Annotated in this window: 24 protein-coding genes and 1 riboswitch; of the genes, 4 read left to right on the forward strand and 20 right to left on the reverse strand. The window is 45.8% G+C overall.

Features of this window, described 5'->3' with window-relative positions; genetic code table 11:
• Nucleotides 1–12: 12 nt before the first annotated feature.
• The 16 genes from sufB to M3191_RS13910 all read right to left on the reverse strand — a co-directional run bounded on the left by sufB (nt 13) and on the right by M3191_RS13910 (nt 17,097).
• Nucleotides 13–1,410 (reverse strand): Fe-S cluster assembly protein SufB, encoded by a 1,398-nt coding sequence (gene sufB, locus M3191_RS13835; protein ID WP_251700965.1) that lies wholly within the window; start codon nt 1,408–1,410, stop codon nt 13–15.
• Between the two features lie 81 nt (nt 1,411–1,491).
• A complete protein-coding gene (gene sufU / locus M3191_RS13840; protein ID WP_251700966.1) occupies nt 1,492–1,932 on the reverse strand; it encodes a Fe-S cluster assembly sulfur transfer protein SufU in 441 nt (146 codons plus the stop codon).
• A complete protein-coding gene (locus tag M3191_RS13845; protein ID WP_251700967.1) occupies nt 1,932–3,152 on the reverse strand; it encodes a cysteine desulfurase in 1,221 nt (406 codons plus the stop codon). Before M3191_RS13845 ends, sufU begins: the two co-directional genes overlap by 1 nt.
• Nucleotides 3,152–4,456 (reverse strand): Fe-S cluster assembly protein SufD, encoded by a 1,305-nt coding sequence (gene sufD, locus M3191_RS13850; RefSeq protein WP_251700968.1) that lies wholly within the window; start codon nt 4,454–4,456, stop codon nt 3,152–3,154. Before sufD ends, M3191_RS13845 begins: the two co-directional genes overlap by 1 nt.
• Nucleotides 4,457–4,474: 18 nt before the next feature.
• Nucleotides 4,475–5,254, reverse strand: a complete 780-nt coding sequence (sufC, locus tag M3191_RS13855; RefSeq protein WP_251696732.1) for a Fe-S cluster assembly ATPase SufC — start codon at nt 5,252–5,254, stop codon at nt 4,475–4,477.
• Nucleotides 5,255–5,529: 275 nt separating this feature from the next.
• Nucleotides 5,530–6,729 carry a dicarboxylate/amino acid:cation symporter gene (locus tag M3191_RS13860; protein WP_251700969.1) on the reverse strand — a complete coding sequence of 400 codons (1,200 nt, stop codon included), beginning with the start codon at nt 6,727–6,729 and terminating at the stop codon, nt 5,530–5,532.
• A 163-nt stretch (nt 6,730–6,892) separates the two neighbouring features.
• Complete coding sequence (locus M3191_RS13865) at nt 6,893–7,747, reverse strand: MetQ/NlpA family ABC transporter substrate-binding protein (RefSeq protein WP_251700970.1); 855 nt, start codon at nt 7,745–7,747, stop codon at nt 6,893–6,895.
• A gap of 65 nt (nt 7,748–7,812) precedes the next feature.
• Nucleotides 7,813–8,481, reverse strand: a complete 669-nt coding sequence (locus M3191_RS13870) for a methionine ABC transporter permease (protein ID WP_251700971.1) — start codon at nt 8,479–8,481, stop codon at nt 7,813–7,815.
• Nucleotides 8,474–9,487, reverse strand: coding sequence for a methionine ABC transporter ATP-binding protein (locus M3191_RS13875; RefSeq protein WP_251700972.1), 1,014 nt, complete (start codon nt 9,485–9,487; stop codon nt 8,474–8,476). Before M3191_RS13875 ends, M3191_RS13870 begins: the two co-directional genes overlap by 8 nt.
• 96 nt (nt 9,488–9,583) lie before the next feature.
• A riboswitch (SAM riboswitch) is annotated at nt 9,584–9,688 on the reverse strand.
• A gap of 56 nt (nt 9,689–9,744) precedes the next feature.
• Nucleotides 9,745–10,053, reverse strand: coding sequence for a thioredoxin family protein (locus tag M3191_RS13880; RefSeq protein ID WP_353056531.1), 309 nt, complete (start codon nt 10,051–10,053; stop codon nt 9,745–9,747).
• Nucleotides 10,054–10,065: 12 nt separating this feature from the next.
• On the reverse strand, nt 10,066–10,407 hold the full coding sequence (locus M3191_RS13885; RefSeq protein ID WP_251696737.1) for a toprim domain-containing protein: 342 nt from the start codon (nt 10,405–10,407) through the stop codon (nt 10,066–10,068).
• A gap of 70 nt (nt 10,408–10,477) precedes the next feature.
• The gene (gene gcvH / locus M3191_RS13890; protein ID WP_251629303.1) at nt 10,478–10,861 is read right to left on the reverse strand and encodes a glycine cleavage system protein GcvH; all 384 of its coding nucleotides are present in this window, start codon (nt 10,859–10,861) and stop codon (nt 10,478–10,480) included.
• A gap of 81 nt (nt 10,862–10,942) precedes the next feature.
• The gene (locus M3191_RS13895; RefSeq protein WP_251700973.1) at nt 10,943–11,302 is read right to left on the reverse strand and encodes an arsenate reductase family protein; all 360 of its coding nucleotides are present in this window, start codon (nt 11,300–11,302) and stop codon (nt 10,943–10,945) included.
• Between the two features lie 72 nt (nt 11,303–11,374).
• A complete protein-coding gene (locus M3191_RS13900; RefSeq protein WP_251700974.1) occupies nt 11,375–13,162 on the reverse strand; it encodes an acyl-CoA dehydrogenase family protein in 1,788 nt (595 codons plus the stop codon).
• 343 nt (nt 13,163–13,505) lie between these two features.
• Nucleotides 13,506–14,681, reverse strand: a complete 1,176-nt coding sequence (locus M3191_RS13905) for an acetyl-CoA C-acetyltransferase (protein WP_251700975.1) — start codon at nt 14,679–14,681, stop codon at nt 13,506–13,508.
• 31 nt (nt 14,682–14,712) lie between these two features.
• Nucleotides 14,713–17,097 (reverse strand): 3-hydroxyacyl-CoA dehydrogenase/enoyl-CoA hydratase family protein, encoded by a 2,385-nt coding sequence (locus M3191_RS13910; protein WP_251700976.1) that lies wholly within the window; start codon nt 17,095–17,097, stop codon nt 14,713–14,715.
• A gap of 210 nt (nt 17,098–17,307) precedes the next feature.
• Between M3191_RS13910 and M3191_RS13915 the strand changes: the two genes are divergently transcribed.
• The 3 genes from M3191_RS13915 to M3191_RS13925 all read left to right on the forward strand — a co-directional run bounded on the left by M3191_RS13915 (nt 17,308) and on the right by M3191_RS13925 (nt 18,748).
• Entirely contained in the window at nt 17,308–17,625 is a 318-nt protein-coding gene (locus M3191_RS13915) for a thioredoxin family protein (protein WP_251701003.1), read from the forward strand.
• A gap of 121 nt (nt 17,626–17,746) precedes the next feature.
• The gene (locus M3191_RS13920; protein ID WP_251700977.1) at nt 17,747–18,202 is read left to right on the forward strand and encodes an STAS domain-containing protein; all 456 of its coding nucleotides are present in this window, start codon (nt 17,747–17,749) and stop codon (nt 18,200–18,202) included.
• Nucleotides 18,203–18,226: 24 nt separating this feature from the next.
• Nucleotides 18,227–18,748, forward strand: coding sequence for a hypothetical protein (locus M3191_RS13925; RefSeq protein WP_251700978.1), 522 nt, complete (start codon nt 18,227–18,229; stop codon nt 18,746–18,748).
• A 173-nt stretch (nt 18,749–18,921) separates the two neighbouring features.
• Here M3191_RS13925 and M3191_RS13930 read toward each other — a convergent pair whose 3' ends face one another.
• A complete protein-coding gene (locus tag M3191_RS13930) occupies nt 18,922–19,812 on the reverse strand; it encodes a 5'-3' exonuclease (RefSeq protein ID WP_251700979.1) in 891 nt (296 codons plus the stop codon).
• Between the two features lie 120 nt (nt 19,813–19,932).
• Here M3191_RS13930 and M3191_RS13935 point away from each other — a divergent pair, with 120 nt between their 5' ends.
• The gene (locus M3191_RS13935) at nt 19,933–20,085 is read left to right on the forward strand and encodes a hypothetical protein (RefSeq protein ID WP_251700980.1); all 153 of its coding nucleotides are present in this window, start codon (nt 19,933–19,935) and stop codon (nt 20,083–20,085) included.
• A 364-nt stretch (nt 20,086–20,449) separates the two neighbouring features.
• Here M3191_RS13935 and hutH read toward each other — a convergent pair whose 3' ends face one another.
• From hutH to M3191_RS13950, 3 genes are all read right to left on the reverse strand, one after another.
• A complete protein-coding gene (hutH, locus tag M3191_RS13940) occupies nt 20,450–21,928 on the reverse strand; it encodes a histidine ammonia-lyase (RefSeq protein WP_251700981.1) in 1,479 nt (492 codons plus the stop codon).
• Nucleotides 21,929–22,096: 168 nt separating this feature from the next.
• Nucleotides 22,097–23,404, reverse strand: a complete 1,308-nt coding sequence (locus M3191_RS13945) for a DUF4179 domain-containing protein (RefSeq protein ID WP_251700982.1) — start codon at nt 23,402–23,404, stop codon at nt 22,097–22,099.
• Complete coding sequence (locus M3191_RS13950; protein ID WP_251700983.1) at nt 23,379–23,951, reverse strand: sigma-70 family RNA polymerase sigma factor; 573 nt, start codon at nt 23,949–23,951, stop codon at nt 23,379–23,381. Before M3191_RS13950 ends, M3191_RS13945 begins: the two co-directional genes overlap by 26 nt.
• Nucleotides 23,952–23,977 lie beyond the last annotated feature (26 nt).

Genomic DNA, 23,977 nt, shown 5'->3' on the forward strand with positions numbered 1-23,977 from the left:
CTAGTTGCTATATTAACCGATTGAGCCTTCCATTTCGAAGCGAATCAAGCGGTTCATTTCTACTGCGTATTCCATCGGCAATTCTTTTGTGAATGGCTCGATGAAGCCCATAACGATCATTTCAGTCGCTTCAAGCTCAGGAATTCCGCGGCTCATCAAGTAGAAGAGCTGCTCTTCCGAGACTTTCGAAACTTTCGCTTCGTGCTCGAGTGAAATGTTGTCGTTAAAGATTTCGTTGTATGGAATCGTATCAGATGTCGATAGTTTATCCATGATGAGCGTGTCACATTCGATATTCGCACGTGCACCGTCTGCACGGCGGCCGAAGTGGACGATCCCACGGTACGTAACTTTACCACCGTGTTGGGAAATCGATTTAGAAACGATTGTGGATGACGTGTTCGGCGCCAAGTGCATCATTTTTGCTCCTGCATCTTGGTGCTGCCCTTTACCAGCCAAAGCGATGGACAATGTCATACCACGTGCACCTTCACCTTTAAGGATACATGCAGGGTATTTCATCGTCAGCTTCGAACCGATGTTGCCGTCGATCCATTCCATTGTTGCGTTCGCTTCACATATTGCACGCTTCGTAACTAGGTTGTAAACGTTGTTTGCCCAGTTTTGAATCGTTGTGTAACGGCAGTACGCATCTTTTTTAATGATAATTTCAACGACCGCACTATGGAGTGAGTTCGTAGTGTAAACAGGTGCAGTACATCCTTCAACATAGTGGACGCTTGCGCCTTCGTCTACAACGATAAGCGTACGTTCGAATTGCCCCATGTTTTCCGAGTTAATACGGAAGTAAGCTTGAAGCGGTGTGTCCAGTTTGATGCCAGGCGGTACATAGATGAATGAACCACCAGACCATACAGCGGAATTCAGTGCAGCGAACTTGTTATCTGTGTTCGGAATGACTGTTCCCCAATATTTTTTGAACAACTCTTCGTTTTCACGCAATGCTGAGTCTGTATCTTTGAAGACGATGCCCATATCTGTGAGCTCTTCCTTCATGTTGTGGTAAACAACTTCGGATTCGTACTGTGCAGAAACACCAGCAAGGTATTTTTGCTCAGCTTCAGGAATACCTAATTTGTCGAATGTGCGCTTGATCTCTTCAGGCACTTCATCCCACGAACGCTCTGTCGCTTCGGAAGGTTTTACGTAATATGTGATTTCATCGAAGTTCAGTGAACCTAAATCTCCGCCCCATTGAGGCATCGGTTTGCTGTAGAAGATTTCAAGGGATTTCAGACGGTAGTCCAGCATCCATTGAGGTTCATTTTTCATACCCGAAATTTCTTCAACTATTTCACGTGTCAACCCACGCTCCGAACGGAAAACAGATACGTCTTTATCCGCGAAACCATATTTGTAATCGCCAATATCAGGCATTTTCTTAGCCATCATTATTCCTCCGTTCTAACATTTGTATTGCTTTACCCCAGTTGCCCGGCATGCAACTTATCGCCGGGAACCGTTTTCGGATTATTGCTCGGTTTCTGACCCGAGGCCTTTTTCCATCGCCTTCCATGCAAGTGTTGCACACTTGATGCGCGCAGGGAATTTGGCGACTCCGGAAAGGGCTTCGAGATCACCCAAATCGATGGATTCATCAATTTCTTTACCAAGCATAATGTCCGAAAACACATGGGCGTATTTTACAGCCGTGTCGATGTCTTTGTTTTTGATCATTTGTGTCATCATTGACGCGGATGCCATGGAGATTGAACAGCCTTCCCCTTCGAACTTGGCATCTTGCACAATCCCATCTTCGACATTGAGGGTCAGATGGATGACATCTCCGCACGTCGGATTGTTCATGTCGATTGTGATATTGTTCTCTTCCAGCACACCTTTATTCCGTGGATTTTTATAATGATCCATGATGACTGAACGATATAGCTGGTCTAATTTATTTGTAGGCATTATTGGAAATACTCCTTTGCAATCTGGAGTCCTTCTACGAGACGGTCAACATCTTCTTCCGTGTTGTACACATAGAAGCTTGCACGGGCTGTCGCAGAGCATTCGAGCCATTTCATAAGCGGCTGTGCACAATGATGACCTGCCCGCACTGCGATTCCGTTCATATCTAGTACCGTGGCAAGATCATGAGGGTGGACATTATCCAGATTAAATGTAACGATGCCCGCACGTTTATCAGGATCACGCGGTCCATAGATCGTCAGACCGTCCATGGATGACATTTTCTCCATCGCATAACCTGCAAGCTCGTGTTCATGCTTTTCAATTTGATCTAAACCGATTTCTTCCAAAAAGTCGATGGCAGCGCCGAGCCCAATCGCTCCTGCAATAATCGGCGTGCCTCCTTCGAATTTCCACGGAAGCTCTTTCCACGTTGATTCGTATAGACCGACAAAATCGATCATTTCACCACCGAATTCAACTGGCTCCATTTCGTTCAATAACTCTTTCTTTCCATAAAGGACACCAATCCCCGTAGGACCGCACATTTTATGGCCTGAAAAAGCGAGGAAATCGCAGTTCAATGACTGGACATCCAATTTCAAGTGCGGAGCAGCCTGCGCACCATCGACGACCATGACAGCGCCATGAGCATGCGCAATCTCTGTAATTTCTTTGATCGGGTTCATCGTACCAAGCACATTGGATACATACATGATCGAGACGATCTTCGTGCGATCAGTTACAGCTTCACGAACTTTATCAAGAGAGAGTGTGCCATCTTCTTCTAAAATGACATACTTCAAGACCGCGCCTTTTTCCTTCGCCAATTGCTGCCACGGAATAATATTGGAATGGTGTTCCATATGGGTGATGACGATTTCATCGCCTTCTTCGACATTCGCACGTCCATAGCTTTGGGCTACCATGTTGAGGGCTGTTGTCGTTCCGCGAGTGAAAATCACTTCCTGCGTGGATTTCGCATTGATGAACTTGCGGACCTTTTCACGAGCTCCTTCATAATGATCGGTTGCCCTATTGCCAAGTGTATGGACACCTCGGTGGACGTTCGCATTATCGTACGCGTAATAGTCATTGATTGCCTCAATGACTTGCCGCGGCTTTTGTGAAGTCGCGGCACTGTCTAAATAGACGAGCGGGTGCCCGTTGATTTCCTGGTCAAGTATTGGGAAATGTTTGCGGATGTCTTTGCTGAGCATTAGCGCACTTTCCTTTCAATAACCTCCGTCAATTGCTTCTTGACACCTTCGATCGGCAATTTGCTAACTACAGGTGCAAGGAAACCATGGATGACAAGGCGTTCTGCTTCCTGTTGCGAAATTCCGCGGCTCATCAAGTAGAACAATTGAAGCGGATCTACACGGCCTACAGAAGCTGCGTGACCGGCAGTAACATCGTCTTCGTCGATCAACAGGATCGGATTCGCATCACCACGGGCTTTTTCACTTAGCATCAAAATCCGTGATTCTTGGACAGCGTTCGATCTTGTAGCGCCTTTTGCAATTCTGCCGATGCCGTTAAAGATAGATGAAGCCGACTCCTTCATTACACCGTGTTTCAAGATGAATGCATCTGTATCAAGTCCCCAGTGGACGATTTCAGATGTGAAGTTCTGCCTTTGGTTTCCTCGGCCGACAACGACAGTCTTCATATCACTTGAAGAGCCGTTTCCGACGAGATGCGTAATGTTTTCAGAAATCGTATCGCTGTCGTTCATCAATCCTAACGCCCATTCGATACGGCTCTGCGCTCCAGCTACTCCGCGGCGGTTGACGTATGTCGTGAATCCTTTTGCAAGGACGTCTACTGCGCCATAGATGACTTTCGCGTTATCGCCTGCGAATACTTCCGCAACGATATTGGCTTGTCCTGCAGCCTCTTCGACTGTAGACAGATAGTTTTCCACGTATGTCAAAGAGCTGTTCGCCTCAGCTACGACGATGACATGGTTGAAGAGGGATGCTTGTGCGTCGTCGTGTAAAAACAGAACTTGAAGCGGTTCTGCGATTTCGACGCCTTTCGGCACATAGACGAATACGCCGCCATTTATAAGTGCCGCATGCAACGCTGTTAGTTTATGTTCATCAACTTTCACGCCATCCGTCATGAAATATTTCTTCATTAGATCGGCATGCTCACGTGAAGCAGTGAAAATATCAGTCATGATAACACCCTTCGCTTTCAAATCCTCTGAAAGGGAAAGGAATGCAGGTGTATTATTATGCTGCACATAAATGTTCTGTTGATCATCGTTGACCAACTCCTTCGCTTCTGCAGGCAGGTCTGCCAGCGTCGCGAATGTCGAACTTTCGACTGCATGTACCGGGAACTCAACAAAGTTCCATTTGTCGATTTTTGTTTTATCTGGTGTTGGCATCGGAAGCTGTTCCACTTTAGCTAACGCATCTGCGCGGAAATCTGCCATCCAATCGGCTTCATTCATGCTTGCGGAGAAAGAGCGGACGTCCTGTTCGGTCAATGCCATTTTTGTTTCAACCGTCATTTTGAATCGTCCCCTTTCTTATGCTTCTTGTCCTACTGTTTCATCTTCGATTCCTAATTCTTCCTTAATCCAATCATAACCAGCCTCTTCAAGCTGTTTCGCAAGCTCTGCTCCGCCGGATTTAACAACTCTGCCCTGCATCATAACGTGTACAAAGTCAGGCGTGATGTAGTCGAGAAGGCGTTGGTAGTGAGTGATGATCAGGCATCCGAATCCTTCTCCGCGCATTTCATTGATTCCTTTTGAAACGACTTTCAATGCATCGATGTCGAGTCCGGAGTCAATTTCATCAAGTACTGCAAATTTCGGCTGCAGCATCATCAATTGAAGGATTTCATTGCGTTTTTTCTCTCCGCCGGAGAATCCTTCGTTCAAATAACGAGTCGCCATATCTTGATCCATTTCAAGGACGTCCATCTTGCTGTCCAATTCACGGATGAATTTCATAAGGGATATTTCATCGCCTTCTTCACGGCGCGCGTTGATTGCAGAGCGCATGAAGTCCGCGTTCGTCACTCCATTAATTTCACTCGGGTATTGCATTGCAAGGAAAAGTCCCGCTTTAGCGCGCTCATCCACTTCCATTTCAAGGACATCTTCGCCATCAAGCAAGACAGATCCGGAAGTCACCTCATATTTTGGGTGGCCCATGATTGCTGATGCAAGTGTCGATTTACCGGTTCCGTTAGGTCCCATAATCGCATGGATCTCACCTGTATTGATTGTTAGGTTGACGCCTTTCAATATTTCCTTACCTTCAATTTCTACGTGAAGGTCTTTGATTTCCAAAGTTGCCATTCCAATACCTCCAATATGATAAAGATGAACGGGATAAACCATTCTCTATTTAGTATCATTCTAATTTTAGCTCATTCTGCACGTTGTTGCAAATCATTAAGAATTATTATCGTTTTATGGGGAAAATATGAGTATTACAACGTTTTGTTAGTTTGTTTGAAATGAAACCCATTTTCAATTATCGACTGCTTACTGAGAATCAATGAATATAGCTTTATTTATAAATAAAAAATAGAAGGCAGGGAATTGTAATATTCCTCCTTCTACTTTTTACGTTATTCCGTTTCTACGCCTTTCACTTTTGGAGTGAGGCGGTCAACAATCATGGCTAGGGCTCCGTCGCCGGTTACGTTCGTGGCAGTGCCGAAGCTGTCCTGTGCCATATATAGTGCGATCATCAATGCGACCATTGATTCGTCGAATCCTAGCATTGTGCTGAGCAAGCCTACTGCCGCCATAACTGCCCCTCCTGGAACTCCAGGTGCTGCGATCATCGTTACGCCGAGCATGAGGATGAATGGCAGATAGTCCGAGAAGCTGAATGGCATGCCGTTCATGAGCAGGACGCCGATGGAGCAGGACACTAGCGTAATCGTACTTCCGGATAAGTGGATCGTCGCGAATAACGGTACCGTGAAGTCCGTCACTTTCTCAGAGGCCCCTGTCTTCTTCGCTTGTTGCAGCGTTACGGGAATTGTAGCAGCCGATGATTGCGTACCGAGTGCCGTCATATAGGCAGGCGCCATCGTTTTCATGAGGAAGAACGGATTTTTCTTCGAAAGCGTTCCGGCGATTGTATATTGAATCGTCAACATGATTATATGAAGGGCGATGACCATGACGAATACGAGTGAGAAGACCGACAACACTTTCGCCACTTGTCCGCTGTACGTCATGTTAAGGAAAATACCAAAGATATGAAATGGTAATAACGGAATGATGACGAATGAAATAACTTTTTCAATAAGGGTATTCAATTCTCCAAAGAATGACAGCATCGTTTTGCTGTTGATGGATGCCATTCCGATACCGAAAATGAAAGCGAGAAGTAATGCCGACATTACGCCCATCACCGGTGTCATTTCAAGTTCAAAAAACGTTACCGCTGGGGATTTCCCTGCATTTTCAACAGATTGAGAGCCGATGCCGTTAATGAAATTCGGCAAAATTGTCGTTGCAGCAAAGTATGCTAAAATTCCCGCTGCAATGGTAGATGCATATGCAAGCACAGTAGCCATTCCTAATAATTTTCCAGAACCGCTACCAAGTTTCGCTATTCCAGGTGCTATAAATGCAATGATAATAAACGGTACAACAAAGTTTAGAAAACCGCCGAAAATCATATTAAACGTCGCAAATAACCTAGTGAACCATTGCGCAAAACCTTCATGTATTTCTGGGAGCAACAAACCTATGCCCACCGCAAGCCCTATGGCGATAATGATTCGCCATATGAGGCCTATCTTCCTCTTCATAAAATGTCCTCCTCAAAAGTACAAATGTTTACAAAAACAATAAACCCACTTTACCATAGCGAAGAAAAAATGGGAACACCTTTATCGATTTTACTACTTTCTGGAGGACAAAAAACAAAAAACGCCTGTCTCCGATGAAGCGGAAACAGACGGCTTTACTCAATTAGTTAACAGGAACGACAGAGCCGCCCCATTCATTCAAAATGAATTCCTGGATTTCTTCGGAAGTCAATACTTCTACAAGCGCTTTGATCGCTTCGTTGTTTTCATCTCCAGAACGGACCGTAATGACGTTTACATAAGGAGAATCCGTTTTTTCAATCGCGATTGAATCTTCAAGTGGGTTCAAGCCCGCATCGATTGCATAGTTAGAGTTGATTAATACTGCGTCGCCTTCATTATTATTGTAAAGAGTTGGAAGCAGTGCTGCTTCGTAATCCGGTTCAAACTTCAGGTTTTTCGGATTGTCCACAATATCTGTAAGTTCCGCTTTCACTTTATCAACACCCTCAGCAAGTGTGATCAAACCATTTTCCTCAAGCATTTCAAGTACACGACCATGATCCGAAACCGAATTGCTCATAAGGACTGTTGCACCGTCCGGCAATTCATCTAATGATTTATATTCCTTCGAATAAACACCCATCGGTTCGATATGGATTCCTCCCGCATTGACAAAGTCGTAGCCGAAATCAGCAATTTGACTTTCCAAGTAAGGGATGGTCTGGAAATAGTTCGCATCCAATAGGCCTGATTCCAAGTCCTTGTTAGGCAATATATATTCCTGGTATGTTTCTATCTCCAAGTCGATTCCTTTTTCCTTCAACAACGGCTTCACTTTTTCTAAAATGACGGCATGCGGTGTATTGGAAGCGCCGACTACGATTTTCGTCGTTTGCTTATTGCCGCCATCAGCATTCTTGCTTCCGCTAGCTCCATCTTCTTTATCTTTTGTCCCGCATGCTGCCAAAGCAAGCACGAGAACCGTCAATAGTAGTGCAGATAATACCTTCTTCATGATTTCTCTCCCCATTCTTAGATGATATTTATAATTAAAATTCAGCAGACTTACGCTGAATTAAATTATCGCTTGTCCAATTTCTTCACCGCAAAGTCCCCGATGATCTGGATTGCAAATACGATAATCAAAATAATAATAGTGGCGACAATCATCACGTCAGTCCGGCTTCGTTGGAATCCTTCATAGTACGCGAGGTTTCCGAGCCCTCCAGCACCGATGACTCCGGCCATTGCCGTATATCCGACAAGTGCGATTGAAGTTACTGTAAGCCCTGAAATAAGGGCAGGCATCGATTCGGGCAGCAATACTTTGAAGATGATCGTACTTGTTTTAGCACCCATCGATCTTGCAGCTTCGATAACACCTCTGTCTATTTCACGAAGGCCGATCATGACCATTCTCGCATAAAACGGTGCTGCTCCAATGACAAGGGCCGGGATGGCCGCTTCCGGACCACGGATCGTTCCAACGAGCAACGTAGTGAACGGGATAATTAGGATAATTAATATTATGAAAGGAATGGAGCGGAATATATTAACGAATGCTCCAGTGACGCCGTATACCAATCTATTTCTCCATAGCTGGCCGGGGCTTGATAAGAATAAAAGTATGCCAAGAACCAGTCCGAATACGAATGTATATAGAGTGGATAGCCCTGTCATATATAACGTTTCAATAGTTGCCTCCCACATCTTATCCCAATTTACATGTGGTAATAAATTCTCAATCATTGCCGATCACCTCTGTCTGTACACCTTGTTCATGTAGATAGGCAATCGCCCCGTCAATATCTTTCTCTATACCGACAAGCTGTAAAATGAGCGAGCCATAAGCGCCGCCTTTCGTGTGGGATATATTCCCTTGGACAATATTCACATCGATTTCAAATTGTCGGATCAAGCTCGCCAAGACGGGCTGTTCAGTCCGTTCCCCGACAAAGATAAGCTTTATGAGTGTGCCCCCCGGTAAATGGGCAAGTGCCTGTTCAGTTCCCAAGGGTTCCGTCACTTGGGTTACGAATCGCTTCGTAATCGGAGCTTTCGGTGACTGGAACACGTCCAGTACAGGACCGATTTCCACGACTTTCCCGGCTTCCATGACCGCCACACGATGGCAGATCTTCCGGATGACATGCATTTCATGTGTAATCAGGACAATCGTCAACCCGAGCCGTTCATTGATACTTGTCAACAGATCAAGGATGGCATCTGTCGTTTCCGGATCAAGTGCGGAAGTCGCCTCATCGCATAGAAGCACTTCTGGATCATTTGCAAGCGCCCGCGCGATTCCGACACGTTGCTTTTGGCCGCCGGAAAGCTCGGATGGATATGCATTCTCCCTGCCACTTAGTCCGACGAGATCGATTAGTTCGGCCACTTTCCGTTCTCGCTCCGCTTTTTTCACTCCCGCGATTTCAAGAGGAAATGCTATGTTCTGCTTGACCGTACGGGACCAAAGTAAATTGAAATGTTGAAAAATCATACTGATCTTTTGCCTTGCTTCACGCAGTTCTTTGCCAGTGAATGCCGATATTTCACGGTTTCCAATTTTTATTGTTCCCGTCGTCGGAGTTTCAAGCCCATTCAAAAGGCGGATCAACGTACTTTTTCCTGCACCGCTATAACCGATGATACCGAAGATTTCACCCTCTTGGATCGTAAGGGAAACATTATCCACCGCCAGGATTTCATCGTTCAACCGGCCAAAACTTTTTTTGACGTCTTTCAATTGAATCATCACTATCACCTCTACACGATCTTTTCCAAAATAAAAGCCCTTCTGCAGACAAGCAGAAAGGCTGAAACGTTATATTCAAAAAAACGTCAATCCGATCTCTCATCTCTCAAAGCAAATGCTTTGCGTGATTTGGCACCATTTCACATTCGTGACGGTTGCCGGGCTTCATAGGGCACTTCCCTCCACCTCTCTTTATAAGAGCGACATATTCAGTTAAAGTTAATAGATATACTTATATCATGAACTTCTGAGGTATGTCAATCTATTTTCTCAAGAAGATGCGGAATTGACTGGAAAGCATAAATTTTATGGACAATCTCCCCATCTCTCTGAATCAATAAACAAGGGACGCTTTCAATTTCATAATCAACAGCGAGATCTTCCACATAATTCAAGTCAGCCTTCCCAATGGGCAGATCCGGTTTCATGGCCGCAATGACTTCCATCATTTTTGAAGCAACCGCACAGGTTCCGCACATTGGTGTATATAAATAAAATATTGATACGGGATAAGCATTTTTGCTGTCTTCCCATTGCGCACGTGTCCAATTCTCAATAGTGGCCACAATTCATCACCTTCATAGTAAAAATTCGGGATGCACATCAAAGTTTTCGGAGAGGAGTATGGCTGCAAGCACTCTGTATGGAGTCGTTTCAACTTGGCGATAAACCCGCTCTGTATAAAGGTGGATCGCTTCAGGATAATCCCTTTTGAATAAAGTCCGGATCTTCTCTCCGGATTCATCGGCATCCAGAAAAACGAACAGGTCACAATCCTCATAAGGCATAAGCATCTCATCGATCCGATACGGACTCACTGTCCCATTCGTACAAATGATCTCAACCGGCTCCGCCAGCACCTTTTGTAATCTTTTCCGGTCCGAACCGCCTTCGACGATGAGGATTTTAGGACAATCCATTTCCACGTCTCTCCTTCTTGGAAACATTGAAAAAAGCGCCGGAGTTTGGTCCAAGCGCCACTTCATTTACTTACTCGCCGACAGTCATTTTGTCATAGTCTTCAGCTGACATGAGTGCATCTAGCTCAGCTTCGTCTGATGCTTCCACAACGATCATCCAAGCACCTTCAAATGGAGATTCATTCACCAATTCAGGGCTGTCTTCCAATTCTTCGTTCACTTCGACGACTTTACCGCTGATCGGAGCATATAGTTCAGATACAGTTTTCACTGATTCAACACTTCCGAATGGCTCATCTGCTTTCACTTCATCCCCAACTTGCGGCAATTCAACGAAAACGATATCGCCAAGTTCGGATTGCGCAAAATGTGTAATACCGATTCGATACTTTCCGCTCTCATCCTTTACCCACTCGTGCTCTTCTGAATAACGAAATTCTTTAGGTGTGTTCATCCCGTACCCCTCCATTAAGTATGCATTTAGTGATTTCCATTCAATTTTGACATATCCGGAAGCTAAAGACAAGAAAGTATATTAGGCTCCCCAAACTTCCTCATACGTTTCTTCCTTGAAGCCGACAGTCACATTTGAGCCATCCGTAACAATCGGTCTTTTGATAAGCATGCCATCCGTAGCTAGCAGTTCGACCTTTTCATCATCCGTCATTCCAGGCAGCTTGTCCTTCAAATTCAGCTCACGGTATTTCATTCCGCTCACATTGAAGAACTTCTTAATGTCCAGGTTGGAGTTTCCAATCATTTGTTGAAGTTCCTCTTTAGTCGGTGGATTTTCAACGATGTTGACCTCTTTGAATTCCAACTCCGCGTTTTCCAACCACTTTTTCGCTTTCCTGCAAGTTCCGCATTTCGGATATCCATAGTATGTTAAAGACAATTCGCAACACCTCCATTTTACCTAAGTATAACAGAGAAGCCGCCCGGGATAAATCCAAGGCGGTGTGTGTAATCATACGATGTATTTTTCTGCGTCAATCAATTTGACGGATGCTTCGCGTTTTTTCGCGATGATGTTGTATGGATTCGAACGCGTCAATTTGCGTAATGCGGAAAGCATCATCCGTTGGTTATCGCCCTCAACGGAAGCAAGAAGCGTCTCCTTCGCGTCCTTTTCAATTGCTTCGAACGCTTCCTGACAGAAGATTTCTGTGTATAGGATTTTTTGCTTTTCCTTCTCTTCGCCGTTTTTAGCAACCGCTTTTTCCGTACGGAGCAATGCGGATTCCATAGCGAAGACGTTGTTTGCAATATCAGCGATGTTTACTAGGACTTCCTGCTCTTCTTCGAGCTTCGTGCCGAAGCGTTGTGCTGCCATTCCAGCTGCTAGCAAGCCGATTTTCTTCGCGTTCTTAACAAGCACTTTTTCTTGGGCAAGCGCTTCGTCCCCGATTTCTTCAGGCATCATCATAAGAAGCTCTTCCTGCAAGCTTTGTGCCTGTTGAAGCAATGGCAATTCGCCTTTCATCGCTTTTTTCAAGAACGTGCCCGGAACGATCAGACGGTTGATTTCATTTGTTCCTTCGAAAATGCGGTTGATGCGTGAGTCGCGGTAAATGCGCTCCACTTCGTATTCTTGCATGAAGCCATAGCCGCCGTGCAATTGGACCGCTTCATCCGCGATATAGTCAAGAACTTCGGAGCCGACAACTTTATTGATGGAGCATTCGATCGCGTATTCTGCGATTGAAGCCGCTACCGCCTTTCCATCTTTTTGTTGCTCCGCCGTCATTTGGCTGTTGCGTTCTTCAAAGTATCCGACTGTACGGTAGATCAAGCTCTCCGTCGCATATAGCTTGGAAGCCATCGTTGCAAGCTTTTCCTTCGTCAGGTTGAATGAGGAGATTGGCGTCTTGAATTGTTGGCGCTGGTTTGCATACGTGATTGCCAATTCAAGAGCGCGTTTGGAGCCGCCGATTGTGCCAACCCCAAGTTTATAGCGGCCGATGTTCAAAATGTTAAATGCAATGACATGGCCTCTTCCGATTTCCCCTAACAGGTTTTCAACAGGGACTTGTGCATCTTCCAAAATCAATGTACGCGTGGAAGACGACTTGATGCCCATCTTCTTCTCTTCTGCCCCGACAGAAACGCCAGGGAATTCTCTTTCAACGATGAATGCCGAGAATTTATCGCCATCCACTTTTGCATAAACGACGAATACGTCTGCGAATCCAGCGTTCGTGATCCATTGCTTTTCACCGTTCAGGACGTAGTGAGTGCCGGCTTCGTTCAGTTTTGCAGTCGTTTTTGCACCAAGTGCGTCAGATCCGGAGCCTGGTTCAGTCAAAGCATATGCGGAAATTTTATCGCCCGATACGGAGTTCGGCAAATACTTTTTCTTCTGTTCTTCATTACCGAAAAGGACGATTGGCAATGTACCGATGCCGACGTGCGCGCCGTGCGTGATGGAGAAGCCGCCCGCAACGGACATTTTTTCAGCGATCAATGCGGATGAGATTTTATCGAGGCCTAGGCCGTCGTATTCTTCAGGTACGTCTGCACCGAGTAGACCGAGGTCTCCTGCTGATTTCAATAGTTTCACGGAGTGCTCGAATTCATGGTTCTCCAAGTTTTCCACGACTGGCAGAACTTCGTTTTTCACGTAGTCCTCTGTTGTTTTTGCGATCATTTTCTGTTCGTCTGAGAAGTCTTCTGGTGTGAATACGCGTGATGCGTCGATGTCCTCGATGAGGAATGCCCCTCCGCGGATGAAATCCTTTGTTGTTGTTTCAGTCATTATATATTCCTCCCTGGAATGGTTAATTAAAGTTTCCCATATAAAGGATTTCCGTTCCAGGCGGACGCTTTCCGGGGGGCACGGCTTCAGCCGCTTCCCTCGCTTCGCTCAGTCCAGGGTCTTCAGCTCGTGCTGATCCCCCTGGAGTCGCCGCCTTCCACTTCAATCCTAGGTGACTACTTTAGATACTCATAATCCCCTGCAAATATGCATAAACGCTGCCAGTTACGCATAAATCACTAGAAAGGCGCATAAACGGTTCAAATTACGCATAACCCACTAAATAGGCTCATAAATCTGCGCAGATAAGCATAAACGCCTCTAAGTGCTCATAAAGCGATTTTTATAGCAGTTCAAACACTCCGGCCGCGCCCATTCCGCCGCCGATGCACATTGTGACGACTCCGAATTGCTTGCCTTGGCGTTTTAGTTCGTTCATCAAACGAAGTGTCAGGACGGAACCTGTTGCGCCGAGTGGATGGCCAAGGGCGATTGCTCCGCCGTTGACGTTCACTTTATCCATGTCAAGGCCTAAGTGGCGGATGACTTGCAATGACTGGGATGCGAATGCTTCATTCAACTCCCATAGATCGATGTCCTCGATGGAAAGTCCGGCAAGCTTCAATGCTTTTGGAACAGCTTCAATTGGTCCGATGCCCATTACTTCCGGCGGCACGCCACCTACGGCGAATGAACGGAATTTCGCGATCGGTTTCAAGCCTTTCCCTTCGGCGATTTCGCGGTCCATGACGAGGACGGATGCAGCTCCGTCGGATGTTTGGGATGCATTTCCGGCAGTGACGGATCCTTTTACGGAGAATGCCGGGCGTAATTTCGCTAACACTTCCATCGATGTCCCCGTACGGACGCCTTCGTCCATTTCAAAGAGGACCGTCTTTTCCTGGTACTTGCCGTTTCCGTCGACAAGACGTTTCACTACTTCCACAGGAACGATTTCGTCAATAAATTTGCCGGCTGCAATTGCCGCTGCCGCTTTTTCATGGGAGCGGACTGCGAAAGCATCCTGGTCTTCGCGGCTGACGCCGTATTTCACTGCAACTTGTTCAGCTGTATGGCCCATTCCCATATAATATTGGGGAGCCGTTTCTGCCAATTTGAAGTTCGGCCGGATCGTATTCCCCATCATCGGCACCATGCTCATCGACTCGACGCCGCCAGCGATGACCGCTTCGGAATGGCCGAGCATGATCCGCTCCGCCGCATATGCGATCGATTGAAGGCCCGAAGAACAGAACCGGTTAACCGTAATTGCCGGCGTTGTGTCAGGCAATCCTGCGAGCGCCCCAATATTGCGTGCGACGTTCATCCCTTGCTCCGCTTCCGGCATTGCACATCCAATGATCAAGTCATCTATCGGTCCATCATATCCGTTCGCACGTTTCAATGTTTCTTTAATTGTCAAAGCTCCCAGGTCATCCGGGCGTACAGTTGCCAGACTTCCACGGCCCGCTTTTCCGACGGGTGTCCTCGCACCTGCTACGATTACTGCTTCACGCATTTCGACTTCCTCCTTTTGCTATCTATGCAGATCAGTTGCGCAGCGGCTTCCCTTTCAGGAGCATATGCTGCATCCGCTGTTGGGATTTCGGCTCTTGAATTAGGCTCAGGAATGCTTTCCGTTCAAGGTCCAACATGTATTGTTCATCGACAAGAGTTCCAAAAGGCACTTTTCCGCCTGATAAAACAAATGCGAGCTTCTTCGCTATTTGCAAGTCATGATCACTAATAAAACCTGACAGATGCATGCCCTCCGCCCCGAGGAGCATCGTTGCATATCCTGAATCTCCCGTGACGGGGATCTTCTCCTTCTTAGGAGGCGTATAACCTGCTTCATACAGTGACAACGCAGCCTGCTTGGCGTCATAAATCAAGTGATCCGGATTAACGCTAATGCCGTCAGCGAAGTTCAGGAAGTTATTCTCTTTCGCTTCTTCCGCAGATGTCGATACTTTCGCCATCGCAATCGTTTCGAACACTTTATTCGCTACGTATTGGTAATCGACGTGCACACCGTTCGGCAATCCTTTCAGATGCTTCGTGTACAAGTTGACGTTGCCGCCCCCACCAGGGATCAGACCGACGCCGACTTCAACCAAGCCCATATATGTTTCCATCGAAGCTTGGATATGTGCAGCCGGCAAGCAAACTTCCGCCCCGCCGCCAAGCGTCATTTGGAATGGCGCTGCAACGACCGGCTTCCGGCTGTATTTGATTTTCATCATCGCGTTTTGGAAAGCTTTGATTGTATAATCAAGTTCAAAAATATTATCATCCTGTGCTTCCATTAAAATCATCGCTAGATTCGCACCGACACAGAAGTTCTTCCCTTGGTTCCCGATGACGAGGCCTTTGAAATTCTTCTCCACTTCATCAACCGCGAAATTGATCATCTGGATGATGTCTAGACCGATTGCATTCGATTGGGAATGGAATTCCAATAGGGCGATGCCATCGCCGAGGTCGATCAGGCTTGCGCCGGAATTCTTTTTGATGACGCCGTGTTTTTTCTTATAAAGCTTCAAGTTGATCGCTTTTTCATTGACAGTTACCGGCTGATAGCCTTCACCGTCGTAGAAAAAGACTTCACCCTCTTCTTCCTTATAGAAAGATTCGAACCCGTTATCGAGCATTGTTTGAACGAATGCAGGAATTGCAACATTCTCTTCCTTCATCTTCTCAACCGATTTGGCAACGCCGATCGCATCCCAAATCTCGAAAGGTCCTTGCTGCCAGCCGAAGCCCCATTTCATCGCATTGTCGATTGCGACGATATCGTCTGCGATTTCCCCATTCAATTCTGCTGAATAACGGAGTGTCGGAGAGAGGATGCTCCATAGGATTTCTCCTGTCCGATCTTTTGCGTAAACGAGTGTCTTCACTTTATTCGCAAGACCTTTTTGCTGTTTCGCCATTTCAATTGAAGGCGTTTTCAATTTCTTCGTCGGGCCATATTCAAACGTTTCAGGATCAAGCTCAAGGATCTCTTTGCCTTCCTTCAAGTAGAATCCTTGTTTCGTTTTAGCCCCTAGCCATCCATTGTCGATCATTTTCTTCATGAATGCCGGAAGTTCGAACACTTTCTGCTCTTCGCCTTCCGTCTTGTCATATGCATTTTTTGCGACGTGCATGAAGGTGTCCAGACCGACTACATCCAATGTACGGAAAGTGGCCGATTTCGGACGCCCGATCAACGTGCCTGTCACCGAGTCGACTTCCCCGATCGAATAGCCGCGTTTCTCCATTTCACGAAGTGTTACGAGCAGGCCGTACGTTCCGATCCTGTTGGCAATAAAGTTCGGCGTGTCTTTCGCTACAACGACACCTTTGCCGAGGCGATCCTCTCCGAATTGAAGCATGAAATTGAGCACGCTTTCATCCGTTTTTGCGGTCGGAATTACTTCAAGCAATTTCAAGTAACGCGGCGGGTTGAAGAAGTGTGTGCCGAGGAAATGCTTTTGGAAATCCTCTGAACGCCCTTCCGCCATCGCTTCAATGCTGATACCCGATGTGTTTGAGCTGATAATTGTACCTGGTTTCCGAACTGCATCTATTTTTTCATACAAACTTTTTTTAATGTCCAGATTCTCGATGATGACTTCAATGATCCAGTCAACATCATTCAATTTTTCCAAGTCGTCTTCAAAATTGCCGACTTCAATAAGTGATAGATTCTGTTTTGCGGCTAATGGCGCCGGCTTCTGCTTCAAAAGTTTCTCCAAAGCTGTCGCCGCAAATTTGTTGCGGATTTGCTGATCTTCCAATGTAAGGCCCTTTGCTTCTTCCTTCTCTGTCAGCTTAGTTGGAACGATGTCCAGCAGAAGGACAGGAATGCCGATATTGGCGAGATGGGCTGCAATGCCAGATCCCATTACTCCTGAACCTACTACTGCCGCTTTCTTGATTTGATATGCCACGTTGCGAAGCCTCCCTTTTTCTTTTGAATGAACACTCATTCATTTTACAGGCAAAAAAAATAGAAACGTTATCTATATCTATCAGTCTATATCATTCTCTTCTTTTTCGCAATATTGAAATGCATGAATTTCCTATTTTTTGTTATGGGCATTTTATTATCTTCATTCATAAAAAGAAGGTACACTATCTAGTAAAGGAGTGTGTTCATGATGAAATCAATTACAACTGTCGAGGAATTCAACAAGGTCATCAACAGCGAAAACAAATCGCTAATCAAATTCCAAGCGGGCTGGTGCCCTGACTGCACACGCATGGATATGTTCATCGATCCAATCGTCAAAGACTATGATATGTATACATGGTATGACGTGGACCGTGACGTGTTGCCAGAAATCGCTGAGAAATATGAAGTAATGGGAATTCCGAGCTTGCTCATATTCCAAAATGGGGAAAAGAAAGCGCACTTACATAGCGCCAATGCAAAAACTCCGGATCAAGTAACCGATTTTCTTGAAACGGTGAAATGATTCCAAAACCATAGGAAAAACGAGTGGAGGGGTGGCCAATTTGGCCCACTCCTCTTTTATTATGCCTTTTTTCAATGGGTTTATCGTATAATAAGAGAAAACGCATATGCTGAGGTGCAAAATGGATTACGAAAAAGAAATAGAAAAATATAAAGAACGAATTGCAGTTTTGGAACAAACGATCAAAAAATCATCTGTGCCAATCATTTCCTCCATTGTCGATGACACAATTCTTGTGCCAATTGTCGGCTACACCGGAACGGAACGATTTGAGCTGATCCGTACACTTGTATTGGAATATCTGGACGAGAATCGCAGTGTGAATTGTGTTGTGTTCGATTTCACGGCTGCTGATTTGAATGAAAAAGAACTGCATGATTATGACTCGCTCGCGCTTGAACTGCAAATGCTGAACAATACGTTGAAGCTAATGGATGTCCGTCCGATTTCAGTCGGTTTCAACCCGTTAATTGTTAGAAAGATCATTGCTGCCGGCGTCCAAATGGAATTCGAATCGTATATCAATTTCAGAATGGCACTTAAAACCCTTCTGAAAGAGAAAAAAGTTACATTGTAAATCCTTTAATGGAGGGTACAGCAAATGAAAAAGGTGGAAGGTTTTCAAGGCAAATCACAATACGGCGACGATATTGAAAAGCGTTTCCAGCCTTCCGCATGCGGTCCGGTAACTGCTTTCACCATCCTCCGCCATCATTTGCATGATTCGGGCATCCAAGTGAATGATCTCTACCGTATGCTTGGAGGGACTCGAATCGGTCTGTTCAAATGGCGTTTCATTCGTAATCTTCGCAAGCTGTTAGGTTCTGGATGGCGGGTTGAAAAGTGTCGGATTGAGGAAGTGAAGGACGAAATCAATGAAGGACGGCCAGTTGCAGCCAAGTTCGATAAATGGTTCTCTATTCATTGGTTCGGCAATTACGCTTTTGATTACCACTGGGTTCCGGTCGTCGGCTACAAGGAATGCGAAAGCGGACTCATTTTACTCGTCCACGATAACGGAGGGCGAAACCGTGAAAGCCGTATCCGCGAAATCGCCTATGAACCTAACCGCCCCATCCTTTCATTTGTAAAGATCAGAAAAACCACTGCCGAAAAAAAGTAGGCAGTGGTTTTTGATTGTCTTCATTAAATACAAACGCGCATAAATAGCTTCAAACACGCATATTTTCTCGCAGAAGTCCATAAACGCATCGAAATACGCATAAACACTTCGAAAAGCGCATAATCTCCTTCAAAAGCTCATATAATGGAAAATTCACGCATAAACCGCAGCGATTACGCAATCAGCTCAGGAAATAATGAGTTCAACTGTCTAACAATCATTGAATAGCCCTTTTCCTCCAAGTGTTCCCTCGCTTCAGAGTAATCAGGGAGGCTCAACTGCTCGATCGGATCATTGAAGTCAAGCTCGCAATGGATTTGCGCGAGTTGTTTCGATAAGAGCAGCATATCCATATCCGTTTCAATCTTCTTTCTCATTCCTGGAGCCAGTTCCCCAAGCGACTCGATGACGCTTTCAACCGTTCCATATTCCTTCACGAGTTTCAATGCGGTTTTCGGACCGATTCCTTTTACTCCCGGATAGCCGTCGCTCGCATCTCCCGTGAATGCTTTCACTTCGACGAACCGCTCCGGCACAATCTCATATTCTTCAACAAAACGGTCTTCCGAATAAATATCGTACACATTGTATCCTTTCTTCATGAAAGCGATCCGGACACCTGGACGCAGAAGCTGTAAAAGGTCCTTGTCCCCTGTGACGATTGTGATATCCGCCTTGCCTTCCCATTCGCAGACGAGTGAGCCGATCAAATCATCGGCTTCCATTCCTGGAATTCCGTAATTCTTCCAACCGATCAGCTCGGACACTTTCCGCGTCATATCAAACTGCGGCACGAGTTCAGGTGCTGGTGCCGGGCGGTTCGCTTTATAACCGTCGAAAAGATCATTTCTGAACGTATGCGCCCCCATATCCCAGCAGACTGCCATATGGGTCGGGTTGAAAATGGAAGCCGCTGTCAATGCATGGCGGGCAAACCCTTGAACGCCATTTGTCGGGACGCCATCATCGTTCGGGAAGAAATGCCCCATTGCCGATGTTGCAAAAAACGATCTGAATAACAGAGCCATGCCATCTATAAGCAAAATATGTGGTTTATTCTCCACTAAGTTGTCCCCCTTGTTTCGTTATCTTGTAAACGTACTTTCTCCAATACTCCAATGATAGCAAACTTTGCCTCATGATTGAATAGGTTGCGTGGATTTGAACGAATGAGAAGTATTTCCATGGAAACGAGAACTTCCCGGCAGGAACGTGAACTGCAGCAAGGTGGCATCACTTTGGGCGCGGACGGACTTGTTTTGAGCGCGGAACTCCTCACTTTGAGCGCGAGCTGGCTTGCTTTGAGCGCGGAACACCCCGCTTTGAGCGCGAGCTGACTTGCTTTGAGCGCGGAACTCCTTACTTTGAGCGCGAGCTGGCTTGCTTTGAGCGCGGAACACCTCACTATGGGCGCGAGCTGGCTTGCTTTGAGCGCGGAACACCCCGCTTTGAGCGCGAGCTGACTTGCTTTGAGCGCGGAACTCCTCACTTTGAGCGCGAGCTGACTTGCTTTGAGCGCGGTACACCCCACTTTGAGCGTGAGCTGACTTGCTTTGAGCGCGGAACACCACACTTTGAGCGCGAGCTGACTTGCTTTGAGCGCGGAACACACCACTTTGAACGGGCTCTGCACCATTGATCAACAATAGAGGCTGACGCAGAAAGTCAGTCTTCACCTCCCTTCTGCTCAGCCTCGGATGCTCACATATTCAAGTAGTCTGCGATCTTTTCAATATCTGGTCCAAAAATCCGGTCTTCATCAATTGGTTTTACGACATGCAGAAGTCCTTCCAGCGCCTCCCGTGTTTGCGGCGCCATTTTTTCGACGCCTCGGAACGTGCAGCCAGTCATAGCGCATAATGCTTCAATAGCTAAAACATTTCTGGCATTCTTAATTATTTGCTGTGCATGCCTTGAACCGATTGTCCCCATCGACACATGATCCTCTTGGTTGCCGGATGAAGGAATTGAGTCGACAGACGCCGGGTGCGCCAACGTTTTATTTTCTGACACGAGGCTCGCCGCCGAGTATTGCAATATCATTGCTCCTGATTGCAGACCTGGCTGCGGACTGAGGAAAGGCGGCAGGCCTTCATTCAAATGGGGATTGACGAGGCGCTCAATACGGCGCTCGGAAATATTCGCGAGCTCGGCCACACCGATTTTCAAAAAGTCCATCGCGAATGCGATCGGTTGCCCATGGAAATTCCCTCCGGATACGACGACCTCACCATTTTCAAAGATGAGCGGGTTATCCGTCGCCGCATTCATTTCAATCTCCAGTTTTTCCTTCACATAAGAAAGCACTTGCCAGCTCGCTCCATGGACTTGCGGAATACAACGGATTGAATAGGCGTCCTGAACGCGCTTTTCCCCCTGCACCGTCGTCAATTCGCTATCTTCTAGCCAATCCAACATCCTTGATGCGACATTCACTTGCTCTTTATACCCCCGCGCCTCGTGAATTGCTGGATGGAAAGCATCCGTAATTCCATGCAGCGCTTCCATTGTCATAGCAGCGATCCATTCGCTGCCGTACGCCAGTTTCTCTGCTTCCAAATAATTGACGACGCCTTGCGCGGTCATAGCTTGCGTGCCGTTAATTAACGCAAGCCCCTCCTTCGCTTCAAGGACAATTGGCTCCATTCCGTATTCCTTCCAAACTTGCTCAGCCGGAATATAACCCCCATCACGCCAAACGAACCCTTCCCCTAAAAGAACTAATGCCAAATGGGATAGCGGCGCAAGGTCTCCTGACGCTCCGAGTGATCCTTGCTGAGGGATGACCGGGTGGATTCCGTTATTCACCATGAATGCAAACCGTTCCAGCACTTCAACCCGGATACCTGAGAATCCTTTCATTAGCGCATTCAACCGCAGAACGACCATGGCCCGTGAAACAGTTTCAGAAAAAGGCTCACCGACTCCGCATGCATGTGAACGGATCAAATGCAGTTGCAACGCCTTCGTATCCTTTTCATCGATTTTCACATCACTGAATTTGCCGAAGCCCGTATTGATGCCATACACAGTCTTGTCATTTTGAACAATCCTGTCGACCGCTTCCCTGCTCTTTTGAACACGTTCCAATGCATCGGCATTCAACACTACCTTATTCCCTTTATATAAAATACCTTCCAATTGTTCAAGTGTAAGAGTAGATCCAGTTAATTCAATCATCCAAACCATCCTTTCGGCTAGAGAATATCGTCTGTTACTGTCCATCGTACACGATGCTAAAAGGATTTTGGTGATTTTTAAGAAGATTTGTTCTATAGTAATGTGCTGTTGTTTTAGTGTGATGATGTAATGAAAAATCCACGGATAACAGTCATCCGTGGATCCAAGCTACTTGATTTTGATTTTTACGTCGCCTTTAATGTAGGACGGATATGCGTGCAATGGAAAATTCAAAGGATTTTTAAATTCCACGTCCGGCAATTCCAGTCCAAAGTAATTGATATCGTCAGCACCGGGGTAAAAGGATCCAGACTTCTGAGAAAGTGCTTTGCCTTCTACATCATAAAAAGTTGAAAACGGGTCATGATAGTACCCTTTTCCGCCTTTCAATTCAATTTCCAAATGCGAGCCAGTTATCTTTAAGTTGTTGAATCTTTCGTCCCTTGGCTGCTTTAAGATCTTTTGCGTCTCTGTGTCGATGATCAATTCGGCTTCGTCTTTATCCATCGCCATCAGCTTGTTGAACTGGAGGTAAAGATGTTGCGTATCCCTGAAATAATTACTTTGCAGGAAGTAACTAATAACAGGGGAATCCTCACTCCAGCTTGCTGACGATCCGTTTTTGATGGCGCTCCATATTTCACCTTTTTCATCCACAATGCGCAAGTCTTCGAATCCGAAGATTTTCTTCGTATTTTCAGGATCATATTCTACTTCGACTGCTGTCTTTATTGGTCCGATTGTAATTGAGTGGATGTGGATTTTCTGTCCCTCGACGACAAAAGTTTTGTTAACTGCATATTGTTCTCTTTTCACGGGTTTCAGGTCGACTTTAAATGGGATTTGAATTGTCTCAATTACTTGATCATCTCCAATGTCATCAGCAAATCGATACTCCAAAATCATTTCTTCTGTCGGCACTGGACTCACAAATCTAATCTCTGTCGTACTGGTCAACAATAAGTCATTTTTTTGGTTCCACGACGTACCAAAGGAATGATCATTTGCAATTTCCTTCCTATTGCTATCGAGTATTCGATATCCTGTTAAATATCGATAAGGATGCTTTTTATTATATTCGAATGTCGAAAAGGCGATCATACTTGATTCATCGGTAATAATGCCTTCAAGTGTCACTTTCACGGTCTCCGTTTCACCTGTTGTCCCGATAATTTGGTAGTGCTCATTTTCAATCGCCATTTGAATTCCTTTATTATCTTGGATCAGCTCGACGATTCCCGAGAGGCCTGGTATCGATGACACTGCATTCGCGAATGCGGGAGATACACGGATGGAGGTGACAAAAGTGAGCATAAGTATGGCAGCGATGGCCGAAGACCATAGGCCGCGATTTATAAAGCGACGTTTTTTATTTTCACGATTTCTTTTAGCTGTTTCGAACCCGATTTGTATTGCATTATCCAATCGTTCCGCAGGGACTTCCCTCTTCTCAATTTCCTCTTTCCACTTCTTCAATTTTCTTTCCTCTTCCGTCAAGTTGACCCTCCTCCTTTCCATCGAAAAATGATCGTAATGATTTGACTGCTTTATATAGCCTTGTTTTCACGGTTCCTTCTGGCGTAGATGTCATATCGGCAATGTCTTTGATTTTGATATCATGGAGATATTTGAGATGCACTAATTGCCGATCTTTTTCTGATAAATGACTAAGCGCCTCTTCCACTTCCATGTATGTGAAATCATCGCTAATTCCTTTTAATTCACCGATGCCTTCATCAAACACATAACGCTTCTTTTTTTGAAGGACGTCATTACAATGATTCATCATAATCCGGATCAGCCATGTCTTTGCATATTCCGGCATTCGCAACGTTTTTATTTTCTCAAAGGCGCGCATTGTCACTTCCTGTACAGCGTCCAACGCGTCATCTTCGTTTTTCAAATAGGCGAGTGCTGTTCTGAAAAGCGCTTCTTTATTCAAAGTGATTAACTGTAAAAACGCCTCATCATCTCCATGAATGGCCCTTCTTGCAATTTCTTGATCAGTTTCTTGCTCAGCCAATTCCCCACCTCCAATTGCCCTCTATA

The organism is Sporosarcina luteola (genome assembly GCF_023715535.1).
GTDB classification, from domain to species: Bacteria; Bacillota; Bacilli; order Bacillales_A; family Planococcaceae; genus Sporosarcina; species Sporosarcina luteola_B.